Genomic DNA, 16413 nt, shown 5'->3' with positions numbered 1-16413 from the left:
TTTCTGTTATAATAAGCCTTTAAATAATTTTAAAGGCTATAAGATGTACCGTTTTGCACCTTCTCCCACAGGTGATATGCACATAGGAAATTTACGCGCAGCAATTTTTAATTATATCTGTGCAAGACAAAAAAATATGGATTTTATCTTACGTATTGAAGATACTGATAAGGCTAGAAATATAGCAGGAAAAGAAGAAGAAATCAAAGAAATTTTAAATCTTTTTAGTATTTCATGGCAGCATTACTATATACAAAGTGAAAATTTAAAATTCCATCGCCAAATGGCTTTAAAACTTGTAAGCGAAAAAAAAGCTTTTGCTTGTTTTTGCACCGAAGAAGAACTTGAAGCAAAAAAAGAGCTGGCTAAAAAACAAGGTAAAGCTTATCGCTACGATGGCACTTGTGAAAAACTAGCCGATATTGATGTTTTAGAATGTGAAAAACCCTTTGTTATCCGTCTTAAAAAACCTACTCATACTATGAAATTTACTGATTTTATCAAAGGCGAGCTTAGTTTTGAGCCTGAAAACATAGACTCTTTTGTGATTATGAGAACGGATAAAACTCCAACTTATAATTTTGCTTGTGCGGTTGATGATATGCTTGAAAATGTCACTTGTATTATACGCGGAGAAGATCATGTTTCAAACACTCCAAAACAAGAACATATCCGCGCAAGCTTAGGTTATAATAAAGCCATGACTTATGCACACTTGCCTATCATTTTAAACGAAGAAGGTGTTAAAATGAGTAAAAGAGAAGCACATTCTTCTGTAAAATGGCTACTTGAAAGTGGAATTTTACCTAGCGCAATCGCGAATTATCTTGTCATACTAGGCAATAAAACTCCTTGTGAAATTTTTACCTTAGAAGAAGCTATAAAATGGTTTGATATTTCTAAAGTTTCAAAAGCTCCAGCAAGATTTGATCTTAAAAAACTCTTACAAATTAATCGCGAACATATCAAAATGATAAAAGATGATGAGCTTAATAAAATTTTAGATTTAAACAAAGATCTTGCACCACTTGCTAAATTTTACACTCAAGAAGCAAGTACTATAAAAGAACTTAAAGAAAAAATGCAAGCTATTTTTAACGCAAAAAATTTTGGCGAGTTTGAAACAGAATGTAAAATTTTAAAAGAACTCTTAAAAGATATTGAACTTTTTGAAAATTATGAAGATTTTAAAAATGAACTTTTAAACAAAAGCAACTTAAAAGGTAAAAAATTTTTCATGCCTTTAAGGATAATTTTAACAGGAAATATCCACGGACCTGAGCTTAGCGATCTTTATCCTTATATTAAAAATTTTATTCACGAATTAGCAAGGATTTAACTATGGTTATAGACTCTTTTATTATTTCTATTTTTCAAGTACTACAAATTGTCATTAACATTTATACTTGGATTATTATCATCACAGCACTTCTAAGCTGGGTAAACCCTGATCCTTATAATCCTATAGTGCAAATTTTATATAAACTAAGCTACCCTGCTTACGCCTTAGTTAGAAAAATTCCAACACGCATTGGTAATATTGATCTTGCGCCTTTGATTATAGTTTTAGCATTGCAGTTTCTTGGCATTTTTCTTGGGAATATCTTAAGGAGTATATTGTGATAAAAAAAATACTCGTTTTTTTATTTATTTTTTCAAGTTTAAATGCTACACAATATAGTATAGAAAAACTCAAAAAGGAAGAAAATTCACTTGCTAAGGATTATTATATTTATAGGCTTTTAGAAAAAAATAAAATCAGTAAAAAAGATGCACAGGATTTAAATTCTCATATTTTTCGCTATATAGGAAAAATTAAATCTGAACTTGAAAAAATCATCCCTTTAAAGCCTTATATCAACCCAAAATATGCTAAATGCTATACCTATACAGCAAATACTATCTTAGATGCAAATTTAACTTGTCAAAGTGTGCGCTTAAATTCATTAGTTTTTATAGCGAGTCTAAATTCCAAAGACCGAACTACTTTAGCTCAAACCTTTAAAAATCAAAGACCTGATTTGACAAATTTATTGCTAGCTTTTAATACTTCTGATCCTATGAGCTATATAGTACAAAAAGAAGATATTAATGGTTTTTTTAAACTTTATAATTATTCTAAAAAATACGACTTAGATTTAAATACAAGTTTAGTCAATAAACTACCAAACCACATTGGTTTTAAAGATTTTGCACAAAATATTATTATTAAAAAAGAAAATCCAAAATTTAGATATTCTATGCTAGAAATAAATCCTGAAAATATAAGTGAAGATTCTGCTTTCTATTTAGGAGTCAATGCCTTAACTTATGATAAAACAGAACTTGCTTATGACTTTTTTAAAAAGGCGGCACAAAGTTTTAAATCGCAAAGTAATAAAGACAATGCTATATTTTGGATGTGGTTGATTAAAAACAATGAAGAAGATTTAAAAACTTTATCGCAAAGTTCTTCTTTAAATATTTATAGTCTTTACGCAAAAGAACTTACTAACACACCTTTTCCAAAGATAGAAAGCCTTAATCCAAGCAAGAAAAAAAATAATTTTAATATGCAAGATCCTTTTGCTTGGCAAAAAATAAACAAACAAATTCGCGATGCTAACGCAAGTCAACTAGATGTCTTGGCAAAAGAATTTGACACACAAGAAACCTTGCCTATTTATGCTTACATATTAGAACGCAAAAATAATTTTAAAAAACATTATTTTATAATGCCTTATTATGACAATATAAAAGACTATAACAAAACAAGACAAGCTTTAATTTTGGCTATTGCCAGACAAGAAAGTCGTTTTATTCCAACTGCTATTTCAGTTTCTTATGCTTTAGGCATGATGCAATTTATGCCATTTTTGGCCAATCACATAGGGGAAAAAGAATTAAAAATTCCAAATTTCGATCAAGATTTTATGTTTAAACCTGAAATAGCATATTACTTTGGAAACTATCATCTAAATTACCTTGAATCACGTTTAAAATCTCCACTTTTTGTCGCTTATGCTTATAATGGCGGTATAGGATTTACTAACCGTATGCTTGCAAGAAATGATATGTTTAAGACAGGCAAATTTGAACCTTTCTTGTCTATGGAGCTAGTTCCTTATCAAGAAAGCCGAATTTACGGAAAAAAAGTTCTAGCTAATTATATTGTGTATCGACATCTTCTGAACGATAGTATAAAGATTTCGGATATTTTTGAAAATTTAATTCAAAACAAGGCAAATGATCTAAACAAATCTTAGCTACAAGCCTAGTCTCTTCCTTGACACTAGGAAGAGATGCTTTAAAATAATCAGTATAGTTGTTTTGTATTATATATTTTAAATACTCATCATCCAATTTTTCAATATTGGCTTTTTTATTATTGATAAAAACTTCTAAATTTTGAATTTTTAATGTATTTGGAGTAAAAGACAAGGCCAATACATCATCTTTACTTGTCTTGTCTAGAATTGGGTTTAAATAAGACATAGTTATAATGGCATTAATCTTATCTTGTGTGATTTTGTATTTTTGAGTAAACATTAAAGTTTGAGATTTTAAATTTGTATCCACAATCGCCTGATCTTTTAAAGAACAAGCTCCAAGCAAAAAAGCACCTAAAATTACACTATAAATTTTCATTCTTTTTCCATATTTTTTAGTATTATTGTAGCCTTTTAACCCTATTTTTTGGTTTAAAAAGATATAATTTTACAAAAAAATTAAGAGTATATTTTATGAAACAACTTATCATGGCTTTTAGCGGCCCGTCAAATTCAGGTAAAACTACACTTATTACCAAAATAGCTAATAATTTTTTGCAACAAAATTTAAAAGTTTTAATCATTAAACATGATCCTGCCGATAAAGCTCAATTTGATTTTAACGGTAAAGATAGTTTTAAATTTTTTCAAAGTGGAGCTGAAGTCATGGTTTTAAGCCCTACAAGAACAACTTTTTTTTCTCATGAAAATAGAGATATTTTAAAAGCTTTAAAATTAAGCCCTGATTTTGACATTTGTTTGGTTGAAGGATTAAAAACTCTTGATTTACCACGCATTAGCGTATTTTGCAAAGAAATTGATGAAAGTTATTTTATTTTTTCAAACGCCATTGCAAGCTATGAAAAAATTTCTCACCCTTATCTTACTTGGCTTGATTTAAACGATATACAAGCTATTTGCCAATACATACTTAAAAATGCTAAAAATTTACAAGGAGAATTATAAAATGCAAGAAGTGATTTCTTATATACAAAAAGCGGTTTTAGAAATTTCTAACGCTTTAAAATTTCCCGATACAAGCTACAGTCAAAATCAAAATTTTACAGGCGATACCCAACTCAAATTTGATGTTTTAAGCGATGAAATCATCACAAAAACTCTAAGTCAATGTTCAAGTATTAAAGCCATCATAAGTGAAGAAAAAGACGAAATTTTAACGCTTAACGAGAGGGCAAATTTTATCGTAGCTTATGATCCTTTAGATGGTTCTAGCTTAATGGATGTTAATTTTGCCATAGGTTCTATTTTTGCTATCTATGAAGAAAAAGCAAGTGCTAAAAATTTAAGAACTGCGCTTTATAGTATGTATGGAGCGCGATTAGAACTTGTGATTTGCAAAGATCAGCCAAAACTTTATCGCTTAAATGCAAATAATGAATTTATTTTTATAAAAGATCTTAAAATGAATGAAAAAGGCAAGATTAATGCTACAGGCGGAACGCAAAAATTTTGGGAAGAAAAACACGCTAAATTTATCAAAAGTCTTTTTGATGAAGGCTATCGCTTAAGATATTCTGGAGCCATGGTAAGCGATATCAATCAAATTTTATTAAAAGGGGGTGGCATTTTTAGCTATCCTGCAACACAAGATGCGCCTAATGGCAAACTTCGTGCCTTTTTTGAAGTCTTTCCTCTAGCCTTTATCATAGAAAAAGCAGGCGGAAAAACTACAAATGGAAAAAACCGCTCTTTACTTGAACTTGAATTTGATAAAATCCATGCGACAACTCCTTGTTTTTTTGGCTCAGAATATGAAATTTCAAAACTTTTAAAGGCTTACAATGAATGAAGTTAGAGATGAATTTGAGCAAGATATGGATAAAAAAAAAGAAATTTTACTTTCATGTCAAAACTCAAAAAACCTAAACTCTTGTTATAATTGCGATGAAATTTTTAACTGCCAAACTAGAAAAAATTATGTTGATGCAGTCTATAACAGTATGTCTAAGGGTAAAACCGAAGGCGGATTTGACTTTTAAAGGAAAAAAATGCGTTATATTACAACACCAATTTATTATGTAAATGATGTACCTCATTTAGGTCATGCTTATACTACCATCATAGCCGATACTTTAGCAAGATTTTATCGTTTGCAAGGACATGAAACAAGATTTCTAACAGGAACAGATGAGCATGGACAAAAAATCGAAGAAGCTGCCAAACTAAGAAATTCCACTCCTCAAGAATACGCTGATAAAATCAGTTTTGAATTTAAAAAATTATGGGATGAATTTGAAATCACCTATGATATTTACGCAAGAACAACTGATACAAGGCATATTGAATTTGTTAAAACTATGTTTTTAAAAATGTGGCAAAAAGGTGATATTTATAAAGATGAATACGAAGGACACTATTGTATTTCTTGTGAAAGCTTTTTTACTCAAAGTCAGCTTATTAACGATTGTTCTTGCCCAGATTGTGGCAAACAAACTAGAATTTTAAAAGAAGAAAGCTATTTTTTCAAACTTTCAAAATATCAAGATAAAATTTTACAATGGTATGAAGAAAAAGATCCCATCTTGCCAAAAAACAAAAAAAACGAACTTATAAATTTTGTCCAAAACGGCCTTAAAGATCTTTCCATTACAAGAACAAGTTTTGATTGGGGGATTAAACTGCCTCAAGAAATTAATGATGATAAACATATTATTTATGTATGGCTTGATGCACTTTTTATCTATGTAAGCTCACTTGACTTTCAAAACAAGGGGGAAAATGCTAAATTTTGGCCTGCGCATGTGCATTTAGTAGGAAAAGATATCTTGCGTTTTCATGCCATTTATTGGCCAGCTTTTTTAATGAGCGTGGATTTGCCTTTGCCAAAATTTATAGGTGCACATGGCTGGTGGACTAAAGAAGGTGAAAAAATGAGCAAATCTAAAGGCAATGTTGTAAAACCTAAAGAAGTGGTTGATATCTATGGAAGCGAAGCTTTTAGATATTTTTTACTTAGAGAAGTGCCTTTTGGTAACGATGGGGATTTTAGCGAAAATATGCTGATAAATCGTATCAATGCAGAGCTTAGCAATGAATTTGGAAATTTACTTAATCGCATTATAGGTATGAGTACAAAATATTCTCAAGGAAATATTTCAAAAGAAGGTGTTTTAAAATTTCACAATGTTGAATTAAATCAAGCAAAAGAACACTTAAATTTAGCGGTAGAATTTTTAGAAAACTTACAGTGTAATCGTTATTTAGAAGAACTTTTTAAAGCCTTAAGTGTAGCAAATTTAGCTATTAGTAAATACGAACCTTGGAATTTAATCAAAGAAAACAAACACGAACAAGCTAACGCTTTAGTTGCACTTTGTGCAAATATTTTAGCCAAAACAAGCCTTTTATTAAGCCCTACTCTACCAAAGTCTTGTCAAAAGGTGGCCTTAGCTTTAAATTTTGAAATTTCATCTACAAATTATGCAAAAATGATACTTGATAATAAACTTTTAGATTTTAAAGCAAATCCTTGCGAAGCTTTATTTCCAAAAGTAGAAAAAGCTCTTTTAAAACAAGAAATTAAAGAAGAACCTAAAAAAGAAGAAAGTCCTAAAATAAAAATCGATGATTTTGCAAAAATTAAAATCAAAGTCGCTAAAGTGCTTGATTGTCAAAATATAGAAGGGAGTGAAAAACTTTTGAAATTTCAACTCGAACTTGACGATAAAGAAATCCGTCAAGTACTCTCAGGCATAGCAAAATACTATAAAGCCAGTGATTTAATCGGTAAACAAGTTTGCATTATAAGCAATCTTAAAAAAGCTAAAATTTTTGGACATGAAAGCGATGGTATGATACTTTCTGCAAAAAGCGGAGATAAACTTGTTTTAATCACCCCTGAACAACTTGTACAAAACGGTTCTTTAGTGGGTTAAAATATGCAAATTAGCAATTTAGGCGAACTTTTAAACGCGACACTCATTCATGAAGGTAGCGTTTTAAGCGTGGAAGGTTTTGCCATAAATTTAAATGAACTTAAAGCAGGCTTTGCCTTCTTTAATAACGATAAAAAAGAAATTACCCAAGCTGTAAAAAAAGGCGCTTATGCTATAATTACAGAAAATGACATTACTATTGAAGATAAAGACATTTTTTACTTTAGAGTAGAAAATCTAGAACAAGCTCTTGTAAGATTTTTACGCTTTTTTTGCGAAGATAAAGAATGTGAATTTTTGCTTTTTAAATCTTACGAACTAAGTCTTTGTAAGGCTTTTTATTTTAACATTTTAAAAGGAAATATTTTTGCTGATTTTGAAAAACTAATCAAAGCAAAAAAGGGTGAAATTTTTTGCTACTGTGAAGAAAATTACTTAAATAAACTTTGTGCCTATTCTCATAGTCTAAAAGATGCTAATTTTACCTTATTATCGCGATCTAGCTTCTTTTTTACAACTTTGATTTGTGAAAATTTATATTTTAAAAATCTTAATTTGCCTTTTTTTTACGCAAATAGTTTTGCAAAAATTATTTCTTTTTTAAAAGAAAAAAATCAAAAAATAATATTTGACTTTAATAAGATTGATGATTTTAAAATTTATTTTATTGATGATAAATTTGAAATCACTCCTTTTGGTTCAAGCTCTCAAGCGTTTATTGTAAGCAACAACCAAAATACCTTTGAATTCTGGAAAGAAAAATTTAAAAACATAAAAGACTTTAAAATTGCTTCTAAAAATTCTTTATTTTGCGATTTTTCCTATAATCAGCTTTCAGATTTAAGAAAATTAAAAAATTTTAAATATTGTTTAATTCTTGAAAATTATGATATTTTTGAACAAGAATTTGAAAACAAAGAAAATCAAACCCCAAGCTTATTTTAAATTCACTCCTTCATTTTCAAGCAAAAATCTTTTTATTTCAAGCCCTCCATTATATCCTCCTATGCCATTGTTTGCAATAACTCTATGACAAGGTATAAAAATAGGAATTTGATTTTTAGAATTTGCATTTCCAACAGCTCTAAAAGCTTTTGGATGATTAATTTTTTCTGCTATATCTTTATAAGTAGCTATTTTGCCATAAGGAATTTCCATTAAAGCCTTATAAACCTTTGATTCAAAATCCGTACCTTGTATCAAAACAGGAATGCTAAATTTTCTAAGCTTATGAGTAAAATATAAATCAAGTTCATATTTTGCTAAGTCAAGCAAACTACAATTTTTTTCTGATCTTTTATTATCACAAAAATCGACTCTAGTTAAAAATTTTCCATCACTATGTAAAGATAGGTAACATAAAGGCATTTTATAATAAACTTTAAACATTTTTTATCCTTCAAAGAGCTACAATTATAATAAAAAATATTTAAGGAGTAGAAAATGTCTTTTATACAAGAATACAATAAACTTGTTGAAGAAAGAGCCGCTTTGGGTATACCACCCCTTCCTTTAAATGCAAATCAAACTAGAGAACTTTGTAAATTACTTGAAAATGAAAATAATGAAGAGCTTGCAAATCTTTTAGAAAATAGAGTAAATCCTGGTGTTGATGATGCAGCTTTAGTAAAATGTGAATTTTTAGATTCCATACTTAAAGGCAAAATCAGTGCTCCAAATATAGACAAAAAAAGAGCCTTAAGAATGCTTGGAACTATGCTAGGCGGATATAATGTTAAAGTTTTAATCGATGCCTTAAAAGATGAAAACATAGCCAAAGATGCTGCAGAAGTGTTGAAAAATATTATTTTTGTACATGATAATTTCCATACCATAGCTGAACTTAGCAAAAACAATCCACACGCTAAGGAAGTTTTACAAAGCTGGGCAAATGCGGACTGGTTTAATAAAAAAGAAAAACTACCACAAGTGATTAAATGTATAGTTTTTAAAGTAGCAGGGGAAACAAATACCGATGATCTAAGCCCTGCAGGAGATGCTTTTACAAGAAGCGATATTCCTTTACATGCAAATGCCATGCTAAAGGTAAGACAAACAGGATCCTTAGAAAAAATCAAAGAGCTTAAAAAAAGCGGTCGCGAAGTGGTTTATGTAGGTGATGTTGTAGGAACAGGTTCAAGTAGAAAATCGGCAATAAATTCCATACAATGGCACTTAGGAAAAGAAATAGAAGGTGTGCCAAACAAGCACAGCGGTGGTATAGTAATGGGTTCAACCATAGCACCGATTTTCTTTAACACTGCTCAAGATAGCGGGGCTTTACCTATCATCTGTGATGTAACAAACTTAGAAATGGGCGATGAGTTTGAAATTCATCCTTATGATGGAAAAATCATAAAAAATGGCTCTGCAATCGCAGAATTTACACTCAGTCCAAACACTCTCTTAGATGAAGTTAGAGCAGGAGGAAGAATCCCACTTATCATAGGTCGTGGGCTTTGTACTAAGGCTAGAGAATTTTTAGGAATGGAAAGCGAAAATATCTTTACCAAACCTGAACAACCTAAATCTTCAAGCGGTGGTTATACCTTGGCTCAAAAAATGCTAGGTCGTGCCTGTGGAGTTGAAGGTGTGCGTCCAGGTATGTATATAGAACCTATAACTTTAACCGTAGGCTCTCAAGATACCACAGGTCCTATGACTAGAGATGAAATTAAAGAACTTGCAAGCCTAGGTTTTAATGCAGACTTTGTTATGCAAAGCTTTTGCCATACAGCTGCGTATCCAAAAGTAAGCGATTCAAATTTACATAAAACCTTGCCCAATTTCATGACAAGTCGTGGTGGGGTAAGTTTAAAACCAGGTGATGGAGTTATCCACTCTTGGCTTAATCGTTTTGTATTGCCAGATACCGTAGGAACGGGTGGGGATTCTCACACACGCTTTCCTATAGGAATTTCTTTCCCTGCAGGAAGCGGACTTGTAGCTTTTGCTGCAGTTACTGGTTCTATGCCTTTAAATGTCCCTGAAAGTGTTTTAGTACGTTTTAGTGGAGAATTGCAAGCCGGAGTTACCTTAAGAGATTTGGTTAATGCTATACCTTATTATGCAATCAAACAAGGACAACTTACCGTTGAAAAGAAAAATAAAAAGAACATTTTTGCAGGAAAAATTTTAGAAATAGAAGGCTTGCCAAACTTAAAAGTAGAACAAGCTTTTGAACTCAGTGATGCAAGTGCTGAAAGATCTGCAGCTGCTTGTAGTGTAGATTTAAGCATAGAAAGTGTAAGCGAATATATCAAATCAAATATTTCACTTATAGAAGCAATGATAGAAGCAGGATATGAAGATAAAGCCACTCTTGCTAGAAGAGCGGATAAAATGAGAGAATGGCTTAAAAACCCTACTCTTTTAAGAGCAGACAAAGATGCAAAATATGCGTACATTATCGATATTAATCTTAACAATATCAAGGAGCCAATTCTAGCTTGTCCAAATGACCCTGATGATGTGGCAACCTTAAGCGAAATTTTAGCCGATGACAAGCGTCCAAAAAATATAGATGAAGTTTTTGTAGGTTCTTGTATGACAAACATAGGACATTATAGAGCTTTGGGAGAAATTTTAAAAGATAAAGGCATACTTAAAACCAGACTTTGGGTAGTGCCTCCAACAAAAATGGATAAAGCACAACTTACTAATGAAGGTTATTACAGCATCTTTGGCGCAGCAGGTGCTAGAATAGAAGTTCCAGGTTGTTCGCTATGTATGGGAAATCAAGCAAGAGTAAATGATGGTGCTGTTGTCTTCTCAACCTCTACAAGAAACTTTGACAATCGTATGGGTATGGGTGCTAAAGTATATCTAGGAAGTGCTGAACTTGCAGCAGTTTGTGCGATTTTGGGTAAAATTCCAAGCAAGGAAGAATACTTACAAATTGTCAGCGAAAAACTAAGTAATGAGCATAAGGCAAATATCTATAGATATTTAAATTTTAATGAGATTGAAAATTTCAAACTTGAAAATTAATTCAAATTTAATACTAAATAACAAAATTAAAATTTTCAAAGGAAAAATATTGAAGTTATTATTCACTTCCTTTTGTTGTTTTGCAAGTTTAATGGCTAGCGATGCCATTAACTGCGACAACATTAAAAATAATAAAACATTGCTAAATGAAAGTTCAAATTTAGATTATTTAAATATAGCTTCAAGCTGTAAAGAATCTTTAAAAAATCAAGATTTTACAAAAAAACTCTATGCAATTTCCAATGAAATTCGCGGAAGCAATAGCTCTTGTAATGGTGTGGCTTATTTGCCAAAATTACAACAATTTGATTTTTTATTATTAAAAATAGCTATCGATCCCATCGCTTATCAAAAAACTTTAGATACACCCGAAAATTTAGAAAAAAAATATGATATTTTAAAATCTTATTTTAGATATTGGGCATATCAAAGCATAGGAAATTTTAGACTTTACAAAGCTTTTTGGCAAGAATACAATAATGCTATAGAACCTTTAGAAAAGTATTTTGAAAGTAATTTTAATTTTGACAAAGGTAGTAATATTTACTATACTAGCAATGCCTTAAACGAATTTTTAAATTGGGCTGTTGGTGAAACAAAAATTTACAAAGACATTAGTCCTTTAGCAAAAATCATGTCAAATAAAAATTATTCAGTATCTTATATACAAGATTTTATTTTTTCAAATAATCCAAGCCAAGATGACCTTACTATAGCCTTGCAAGCAGCGCTTCTAAATCAAAGAGAAAAAGAAATTTTAGAACTTTTGATTCGTTTTGGCGCTAGGATTGACGAAGGTTATGAAAGTGCTATTTTTTATGCATTGGAAAATTATGAAAATACAAACTTTTTAATCCAAAATGGAGCAAATGTTAATCAAGCCAATGCCTTTGGTAAAACCCCACTTTTTTATGCCATAGAGTTTAATCGTCTTGATATCATAAAACTACTTCTTGATAATGGAGCAAATGTTAATCAAAAATATATTAATAACAATGAAAAATTAGCATTAAGCGCGAACATAGGTTCAAATACGCCTTATTTTATTACATTTTGTGCTCTAGAGCACACTTCAAAAAATGTTTTAATGCATGCTGCAGCCTATGGAAATGTTGAAATTTTAAAACTTCTTATTTCAAAAGGAGCAAATTTTAATGCTGTTGATGATCTTGGTTTTAATGCACTCGACTTTGCGCTATCAGCAGGTAAAAAAGAAAATGCTGATTATCTAAAAAGCTTGGGTTTAAAAGCAAACGAAAATCTATTTTACGGAGGTAGTTTAGAATGAAAACCGCATTTATTACAGGAGCTAGTTCAGGTTTTGGTAGAGCTTGCGTTGAAGCTTTTATACAAGAAGGCTACAAAGCAATCGCCCTTGCTAGACGCAAAGAGCGTCTAGAAGAGTTAAAAAATGCTTACAAAGATAAGATTTACACGCTTTGCATAGATGTAAGAAATCAAAAAGAAATCTTTGAGGCTATTGAAAATTTACCCAAAGAATTTCAAGAAATTGATGTGCTTTTTAATAATGCAGGTTTAGCTTTAGGGGTAGATGAATTTGATAAATTAAACCTTGAAGATATTAACACTATGGTAGATACAAACATCAAAGGATTTTTATATGTTGCAAAAGCTATTATTCCTATACTTCGCAAACAAAAAAATGCTTATATTTTTAACTTAGGTTCGGTTGCGGGACGCAATCCTTATTTTGGAGGCAATGTGTATTGTGGAACCAAAGCCTTTGTAGGACAATTTTCATTGGCCTTAAGAAATGATCTTAGAGGAAGCAATATCAAAGTAACAAACATTGCTCCAGGACTTTGCAAAACTGAATTTAGTGAAGTGCGTTTTAAAGGAGATATCCAAAAAGCTGATGCAGTGTATGAAAATACGCAATTTATCAGTGCTAATGATATTGCCAAAGTGGTAATGTCTATCATTAACCTACCAAGCCATATTAATGTTAATGAAATCGAGCTTATGCCGGTAACACAAACTTGGAATGGATTTTATATAGAAAGAGATGAATGAATAAATTTTTAGTTTTATTGTTTTTACCTTTAGTTGCATTTGCAAACTCCTCAGAAGCAGCTGCAAATGCTAATTTATTTGGAGCTTTTACGCTTATACCGCCTTTAGTTGCTATTGCTTTAGCCTTTATCACAAAAGATGTTATTTTGTCGCTCTTTGCTGGAGTTTTAAGCGGAACTTTTCTGCTCAGTCTTTCTGCAAATATTTTCAAAGCACAACATTTAGCTTTTGTAAATTATTACAATACTACAGTAGAATCTTTTTCAAAAATTATTTCCTATATCTTAGGTTCAACTTCAGATCCAGTAAATGCAGGAATCATTTTACAAATTCTTTGTATAGGTGGTCTTGTGGCACTCATCACAAAAATGGGTGGTGCAAAAGCTGTAGCATTAAAATTTGCCAAAAGAGCCAAATCAGCTGTATCAGCTCAAGTTAACACTTGGTTTTTAGGGCTTTTAATATTTTTTGATGATTATGCTAATTTACTGATCGTAGGTCCAATTATGCGTCCTTTGGCAGATAAATTTAAAATTTCTCGTGAAAAATTTGCCTTTATTATCGACTCTACCGCAGCTCCTGTAGCAGGAATAGCTGTAATTTCTACTTGGATAGGCTTAGAAGTTTCTTTAATTAAAACCGCTTATGAACACATAGGCATTAGCGATATTAGTGCTTTTGGAATTTTTGTCGAAACCATACCTTATCGTTTTTATAATATCTTCATGCTTTTTTTTGTAGTCATGACTGCAATCATGGGACGTGAGTTTGGTTCTATGTACAAGGCTGAAGTGCGTGCAAGAACCACAGGACAAATTGCACCTCTACCTAAATCAGGCACACTAAATACTGCTGAATTAGAAGATCAGTTTTTAGCGCCAAAAGAAGGTATTAAAATTCGTGCTTTTGATGCTATTGTTCCTATTTTTACTTTAATCATTTTAGCTATATTAGGATTTTATTTTAATGGACTTAGCACTTTAGAAGGCGAAGAACTTGCAAAAGCAAGTGTCAATCCTTTGTCTTTTGAAACTTTTAGAGCTGCTTTTGGAAATGCTGATTCTTCTGTGGTGTTATTCCAAGCTGCTTTGTTTGCTGCTATTGTAGCGATTTTTATCGGGGTGCGTCGTAAAATTTTCAATCTTAAAGAAGCGGTAGAAACTTGGATATATGGCTGGAAAACCATGATTTTTACCATAGTATTGCTTTTATTTGCTTGGTCACTTTCAAGCATAGTAAAAGATCTAGGAACTTCTTTATTTATCACTAGTTTGCTTGCAGACAAATTGCCTGAGTTTATTTTGCCTGCTACTATTTTTGCTTTTGCTTCAGCCATTTCTTTTGCCATAGGAACAAGCTATGGAACTATGGGGATTTTAATGCCTTTGGCTGTGCCTTTAGCTCATGAAATCGCCAAAATCAATGGTATGGATGCAAACGCTATGCATCATTATATGGTTATTAATATAAGCTGCGTTTTAACAGGTGCGATTTTTGGAAACCATTGCTCACCAATTTCAGATAATGTAATCCTTTCATCTATGAGTGCAAAATGCGATCATATGGAGCATGTAAGAACACAAATTCCTTATGCTTTATTTATCTGTGGCATTTCTTTAATCGCTGGATATATTCCTGTATCTTTAGGACTTAGCGTTTGGTTTGTCTTGCCTTTAAATTTCATACTTATTGCACTTTTACTAAGACTCATCGGAAAGAAAGTTCCATGAGTCTTGAAAATTTTGGAAATTTTCTCACTTTAGATGAAAAACATTCTTTCATAAAAAAATATTTTAAAGAATTTTATACAAAGGATTTTAAACTTTTTGCTTCAAAAGATAAACATTATCGTACAAGAGCTGAACTTTCATTTTATCATGAAAACAATACGCTTTTTTATGCGATGTTTGATCCAAAAAACAAAAAAAAGTACATTATAGAATATTTAGATTTTGTCGATGAAAAAATTTGTGCTTTTATGCCAAAACTTCTAGAATACTTGCGTCAAGATAATAAACTAAAAGAAAAACTTTTTGGTGTAGAATTTTTAACCACAAAGCAAGAACTTAGCGTAACTTTACTCTATCATAAAAATATAGAAGATATAAAGTCAAATTTAGAAAATTTAAGCAATAATCTTCATATCAACCTCATAGCAAGAAGTAAAGGCAAAAAGCTTATTTTTAAAACAGAAAATCTAAGACAAACTTTAAATATTCAAGGTAGAAAAATATTTTATGAATTTAACAACGATTGTTTTATTCAACCTAACACTACTATAAATGAAAAAATGATTACTTGGGTGTGTGAAATTTTAAACACTCAAAAAAGAATGGATTTGCTTGAGCTTTACTGTGGATATGGAAATTTTACTTTAGCTTTAGCGCCATTCTTTTTTAAAATTTTAGCCACTGAAATTTCAAAAAGCAATATTAATTTTGCTTTAAAAAATTGCGAGCTTAACAATACAATAAATATCCACTTTGCAAGACTTTCAAGCGAAGAATTAAGTCTTGCTATCAAAAAAGAAAGAGAATTTTTTCGTTTAAAAGACATTCGATTAGATGATTTTAATTTCTCTCATGTTTTAGTTGATCCACCCCGTGCAGGACTTGATAAAAGCGTAATTGACTTAATAAAAAAATATGAAAATATTATTTATATTTCTTGCAATCCTATCACTTTAAAAGAAAATTTAAAAGAATTAAGCCTAACACATAGAGCGGAAGAGTTTGCTCTGTTTGATCAATTTGTCAATACTCCACATCTTGAATGTGGAGTATTTCTTAGCAAGGTATAAAAAAATAATTCATTAATTTAGCCAGTATTACTATTGCAATACAAAGCACAAATACAAAAGGGTGGATAAAAACACCGAGTGGATTTTTCTTCTTTAATATAAAATGACAAAATAAAGAAAAAACAACTAAAGATAAAATTCCAAAAGCCAAAATAATTTTTACAGCAAAAAGTAAATTTAAAGGTTTAAAATGAAAACCTGCCAAAGCACCTCCGCTTAAAAAAAGCAAAAGAACCACAAAAGGCATTATTTTAACCCCAGTAGCGCTAAAAAGACTTTTGTCAAAATTAGGATTTTTCTTTTTAACTACACCCAAAACAAATACATCAACAAACAAATAACCTATAAACAAAATAGCACAAAGAAGATGGATTGTTAAAGTATATGGATAAAATTCTTCCATTTTTCCCTCCTTATTAAACTTCGGAATTTGCTATATTATAAC

General features: G+C 30.8%; 16 protein-coding genes. 13 read left to right on the top strand and 3 right to left on the bottom strand.

The window, feature by feature from the left end:
* The first annotated feature begins 43 nt into the window (after nucleotides 1-43).
* Genes gltX through AJ889_RS07295 form a run of 3 tightly spaced genes read left to right on the top strand, consistent with a single transcriptional unit; the run spans nucleotide 44 to nucleotide 3245 of the window.
* The gene (gene gltX, locus AJ889_RS07305; RefSeq protein WP_002859522.1) at nucleotides 44-1339 is read left to right on the top strand and encodes a glutamate--tRNA ligase; all 1296 of its coding nucleotides are present in this window, start codon (nucleotides 44-46) and stop codon (nucleotides 1337-1339) included.
* A 2-nt stretch (nucleotides 1340-1341) separates the two neighbouring features.
* Complete coding sequence (locus tag AJ889_RS07300; RefSeq protein WP_002852501.1) at nucleotides 1342-1623, top strand: YggT family protein; 282 nt, start codon at nucleotides 1342-1344, stop codon at nucleotides 1621-1623.
* Nucleotides 1620-3245: a lytic transglycosylase domain-containing protein gene (locus AJ889_RS07295; protein WP_002896132.1), complete on the top strand. Its 1626-nt coding sequence runs from the start codon at nucleotides 1620-1622 to the stop codon at nucleotides 3243-3245. Before AJ889_RS07300 ends, AJ889_RS07295 begins: the two co-directional genes overlap by 4 nt.
* On the opposite strand, the gene AJ889_RS07290 is transcribed toward AJ889_RS07295, so the two are convergent.
* Nucleotides 3142-3627, bottom strand: coding sequence for a lipoprotein (locus tag AJ889_RS07290; protein WP_002859520.1), 486 nt, complete (start codon nucleotides 3625-3627; stop codon nucleotides 3142-3144). The genes AJ889_RS07295 and AJ889_RS07290 overlap by 104 nt on opposite strands.
* Nucleotides 3628-3722: 95 nt before the next feature.
* Here AJ889_RS07290 and mobB point away from each other — a divergent pair, with 95 nt between their 5' ends.
* From mobB to AJ889_RS07265, 5 genes are read left to right on the top strand one after another with little or no spacing between them, the layout of a single operon-like run.
* Nucleotides 3723-4214 carry a molybdopterin-guanine dinucleotide biosynthesis protein B gene (gene mobB, locus AJ889_RS07285; RefSeq protein WP_032584960.1) on the top strand — a complete coding sequence of 164 codons (492 nt, stop codon included), beginning with the start codon at nucleotides 3723-3725 and terminating at the stop codon, nucleotides 4212-4214.
* 1 nt (nucleotide 4215) lies between these two features.
* Nucleotides 4216-5058, top strand: a complete 843-nt coding sequence (locus AJ889_RS07280; RefSeq protein WP_032584961.1) for a class 1 fructose-bisphosphatase — start codon at nucleotides 4216-4218, stop codon at nucleotides 5056-5058.
* Nucleotides 5051-5248 carry a hypothetical protein gene (locus AJ889_RS07275; protein ID WP_002797008.1) on the top strand — a complete coding sequence of 66 codons (198 nt, stop codon included), beginning with the start codon at nucleotides 5051-5053 and terminating at the stop codon, nucleotides 5246-5248. Before AJ889_RS07280 ends, AJ889_RS07275 begins: the two co-directional genes overlap by 8 nt.
* Nucleotides 5249-5257: 9 nt before the next feature.
* On the top strand, nucleotides 5258-7144 hold the full coding sequence (gene metG / locus AJ889_RS07270) for a methionine--tRNA ligase (protein ID WP_032584962.1): 1887 nt from the start codon (nucleotides 5258-5260) through the stop codon (nucleotides 7142-7144).
* 3 nt (nucleotides 7145-7147) lie between these two features.
* Nucleotides 7148-8089: a hypothetical protein gene (locus tag AJ889_RS07265; RefSeq protein ID WP_002867484.1), complete on the top strand. Its 942-nt coding sequence runs from the start codon at nucleotides 7148-7150 to the stop codon at nucleotides 8087-8089.
* Here the strand turns inward: AJ889_RS07265 and AJ889_RS07260 are convergent.
* Nucleotides 8081-8533: a methylated-DNA--[protein]-cysteine S-methyltransferase gene (locus tag AJ889_RS07260; protein ID WP_002859517.1), complete on the bottom strand. Its 453-nt coding sequence runs from the start codon at nucleotides 8531-8533 to the stop codon at nucleotides 8081-8083. The genes AJ889_RS07265 and AJ889_RS07260 overlap by 9 nt on opposite strands.
* A 54-nt stretch (nucleotides 8534-8587) precedes the next feature.
* Between AJ889_RS07260 and AJ889_RS07255 the strand changes: the two genes are divergently transcribed.
* From AJ889_RS07255 to trmA, 5 genes are read left to right on the top strand one after another with little or no spacing between them, the layout of a single operon-like run.
* Nucleotides 8588-11134, top strand: coding sequence for a bifunctional aconitate hydratase 2/2-methylisocitrate dehydratase (locus AJ889_RS07255; RefSeq protein ID WP_032584964.1), 2547 nt, complete (start codon nucleotides 8588-8590; stop codon nucleotides 11132-11134).
* A gap of 49 nt (nucleotides 11135-11183) precedes the next feature.
* The gene (locus AJ889_RS07250; protein WP_032584979.1) at nucleotides 11184-12422 is read left to right on the top strand and encodes an ankyrin repeat domain-containing protein; all 1239 of its coding nucleotides are present in this window, start codon (nucleotides 11184-11186) and stop codon (nucleotides 12420-12422) included.
* A complete protein-coding gene (locus tag AJ889_RS07245) occupies nucleotides 12419-13168 on the top strand; it encodes an SDR family NAD(P)-dependent oxidoreductase (protein WP_002852646.1) in 750 nt (249 codons plus the stop codon). Before AJ889_RS07250 ends, AJ889_RS07245 begins: the two co-directional genes overlap by 4 nt.
* Entirely contained in the window at nucleotides 13165-14898 is a 1734-nt protein-coding gene (locus tag AJ889_RS07240; protein ID WP_002896124.1) for a Na+/H+ antiporter NhaC family protein, read from the top strand. The genes AJ889_RS07245 and AJ889_RS07240 overlap by 4 nt, the downstream gene beginning before the upstream one ends.
* A complete protein-coding gene (trmA, locus tag AJ889_RS07235) occupies nucleotides 14895-15968 on the top strand; it encodes a tRNA (uridine(54)-C5)-methyltransferase TrmA (protein WP_070293345.1) in 1074 nt (357 codons plus the stop codon). Before AJ889_RS07240 ends, trmA begins: the two co-directional genes overlap by 4 nt.
* Here the strand turns inward: trmA and AJ889_RS07230 are convergent.
* A complete protein-coding gene (locus AJ889_RS07230) occupies nucleotides 15955-16371 on the bottom strand; it encodes a membrane protein (protein WP_002852650.1) in 417 nt (138 codons plus the stop codon). The genes trmA and AJ889_RS07230 overlap by 14 nt on opposite strands.
* Nucleotides 16372-16413: the final 42 nt, after the last annotated feature.

This window comes from Campylobacter sp. BCW_6468 (genome assembly GCF_001762865.1).
Classification (GTDB): domain Bacteria; phylum Campylobacterota; class Campylobacteria; order Campylobacterales; family Campylobacteraceae; genus Campylobacter_D; species Campylobacter_D jejuni.
This window is presented reverse-complemented; position numbering and strand designations above follow the sequence as displayed.

Excerpts from the sequence above, each read along its gene's own strand:
- AJ889_RS07260 (WP_002859517.1), bottom strand. The coding sequence starts at position 8,533 with ATGTTTAAAGTTTATTATAAAATGCCTTTATGTTACCTATCTTTACAT.
- mobB (WP_032584960.1), top strand. The coding sequence starts at position 3,723 with ATGAAACAACTTATCATGGCTTTTAGCGGCCCGTCAAATTCAGGTAAA.
- AJ889_RS07290 (WP_002859520.1), bottom strand. The coding sequence starts at position 3,627 with ATGAAAATTTATAGTGTAATTTTAGGTGCTTTTTTGCTTGGAGCTTGT.
- AJ889_RS07230 (WP_002852650.1), bottom strand. The coding sequence starts at position 16,371 with ATGGAAGAATTTTATCCATATACTTTAACAATCCATCTTCTTTGTGCT.
- AJ889_RS07265 (WP_002867484.1), top strand. The coding sequence starts at position 7,148 with ATGCAAATTAGCAATTTAGGCGAACTTTTAAACGCGACACTCATTCAT.
- AJ889_RS07275 (WP_002797008.1), top strand. The coding sequence starts at position 5,051 with ATGAATGAAGTTAGAGATGAATTTGAGCAAGATATGGATAAAAAAAAA.
- metG (WP_032584962.1), top strand. The coding sequence starts at position 5,258 with ATGCGTTATATTACAACACCAATTTATTATGTAAATGATGTACCTCAT.
- trmA (WP_070293345.1), top strand. The coding sequence starts at position 14,895 with ATGAGTCTTGAAAATTTTGGAAATTTTCTCACTTTAGATGAAAAACAT.
- AJ889_RS07240 (WP_002896124.1), top strand. The coding sequence starts at position 13,165 with ATGAATAAATTTTTAGTTTTATTGTTTTTACCTTTAGTTGCATTTGCA.
- AJ889_RS07245 (WP_002852646.1), top strand. The coding sequence starts at position 12,419 with ATGAAAACCGCATTTATTACAGGAGCTAGTTCAGGTTTTGGTAGAGCT.
- AJ889_RS07255 (WP_032584964.1), top strand. The coding sequence starts at position 8,588 with ATGTCTTTTATACAAGAATACAATAAACTTGTTGAAGAAAGAGCCGCT.
- AJ889_RS07280 (WP_032584961.1), top strand. The coding sequence starts at position 4,216 with ATGCAAGAAGTGATTTCTTATATACAAAAAGCGGTTTTAGAAATTTCT.
- gltX (WP_002859522.1), top strand. The coding sequence starts at position 44 with ATGTACCGTTTTGCACCTTCTCCCACAGGTGATATGCACATAGGAAAT.
- AJ889_RS07300 (WP_002852501.1), top strand. The coding sequence starts at position 1,342 with ATGGTTATAGACTCTTTTATTATTTCTATTTTTCAAGTACTACAAATT.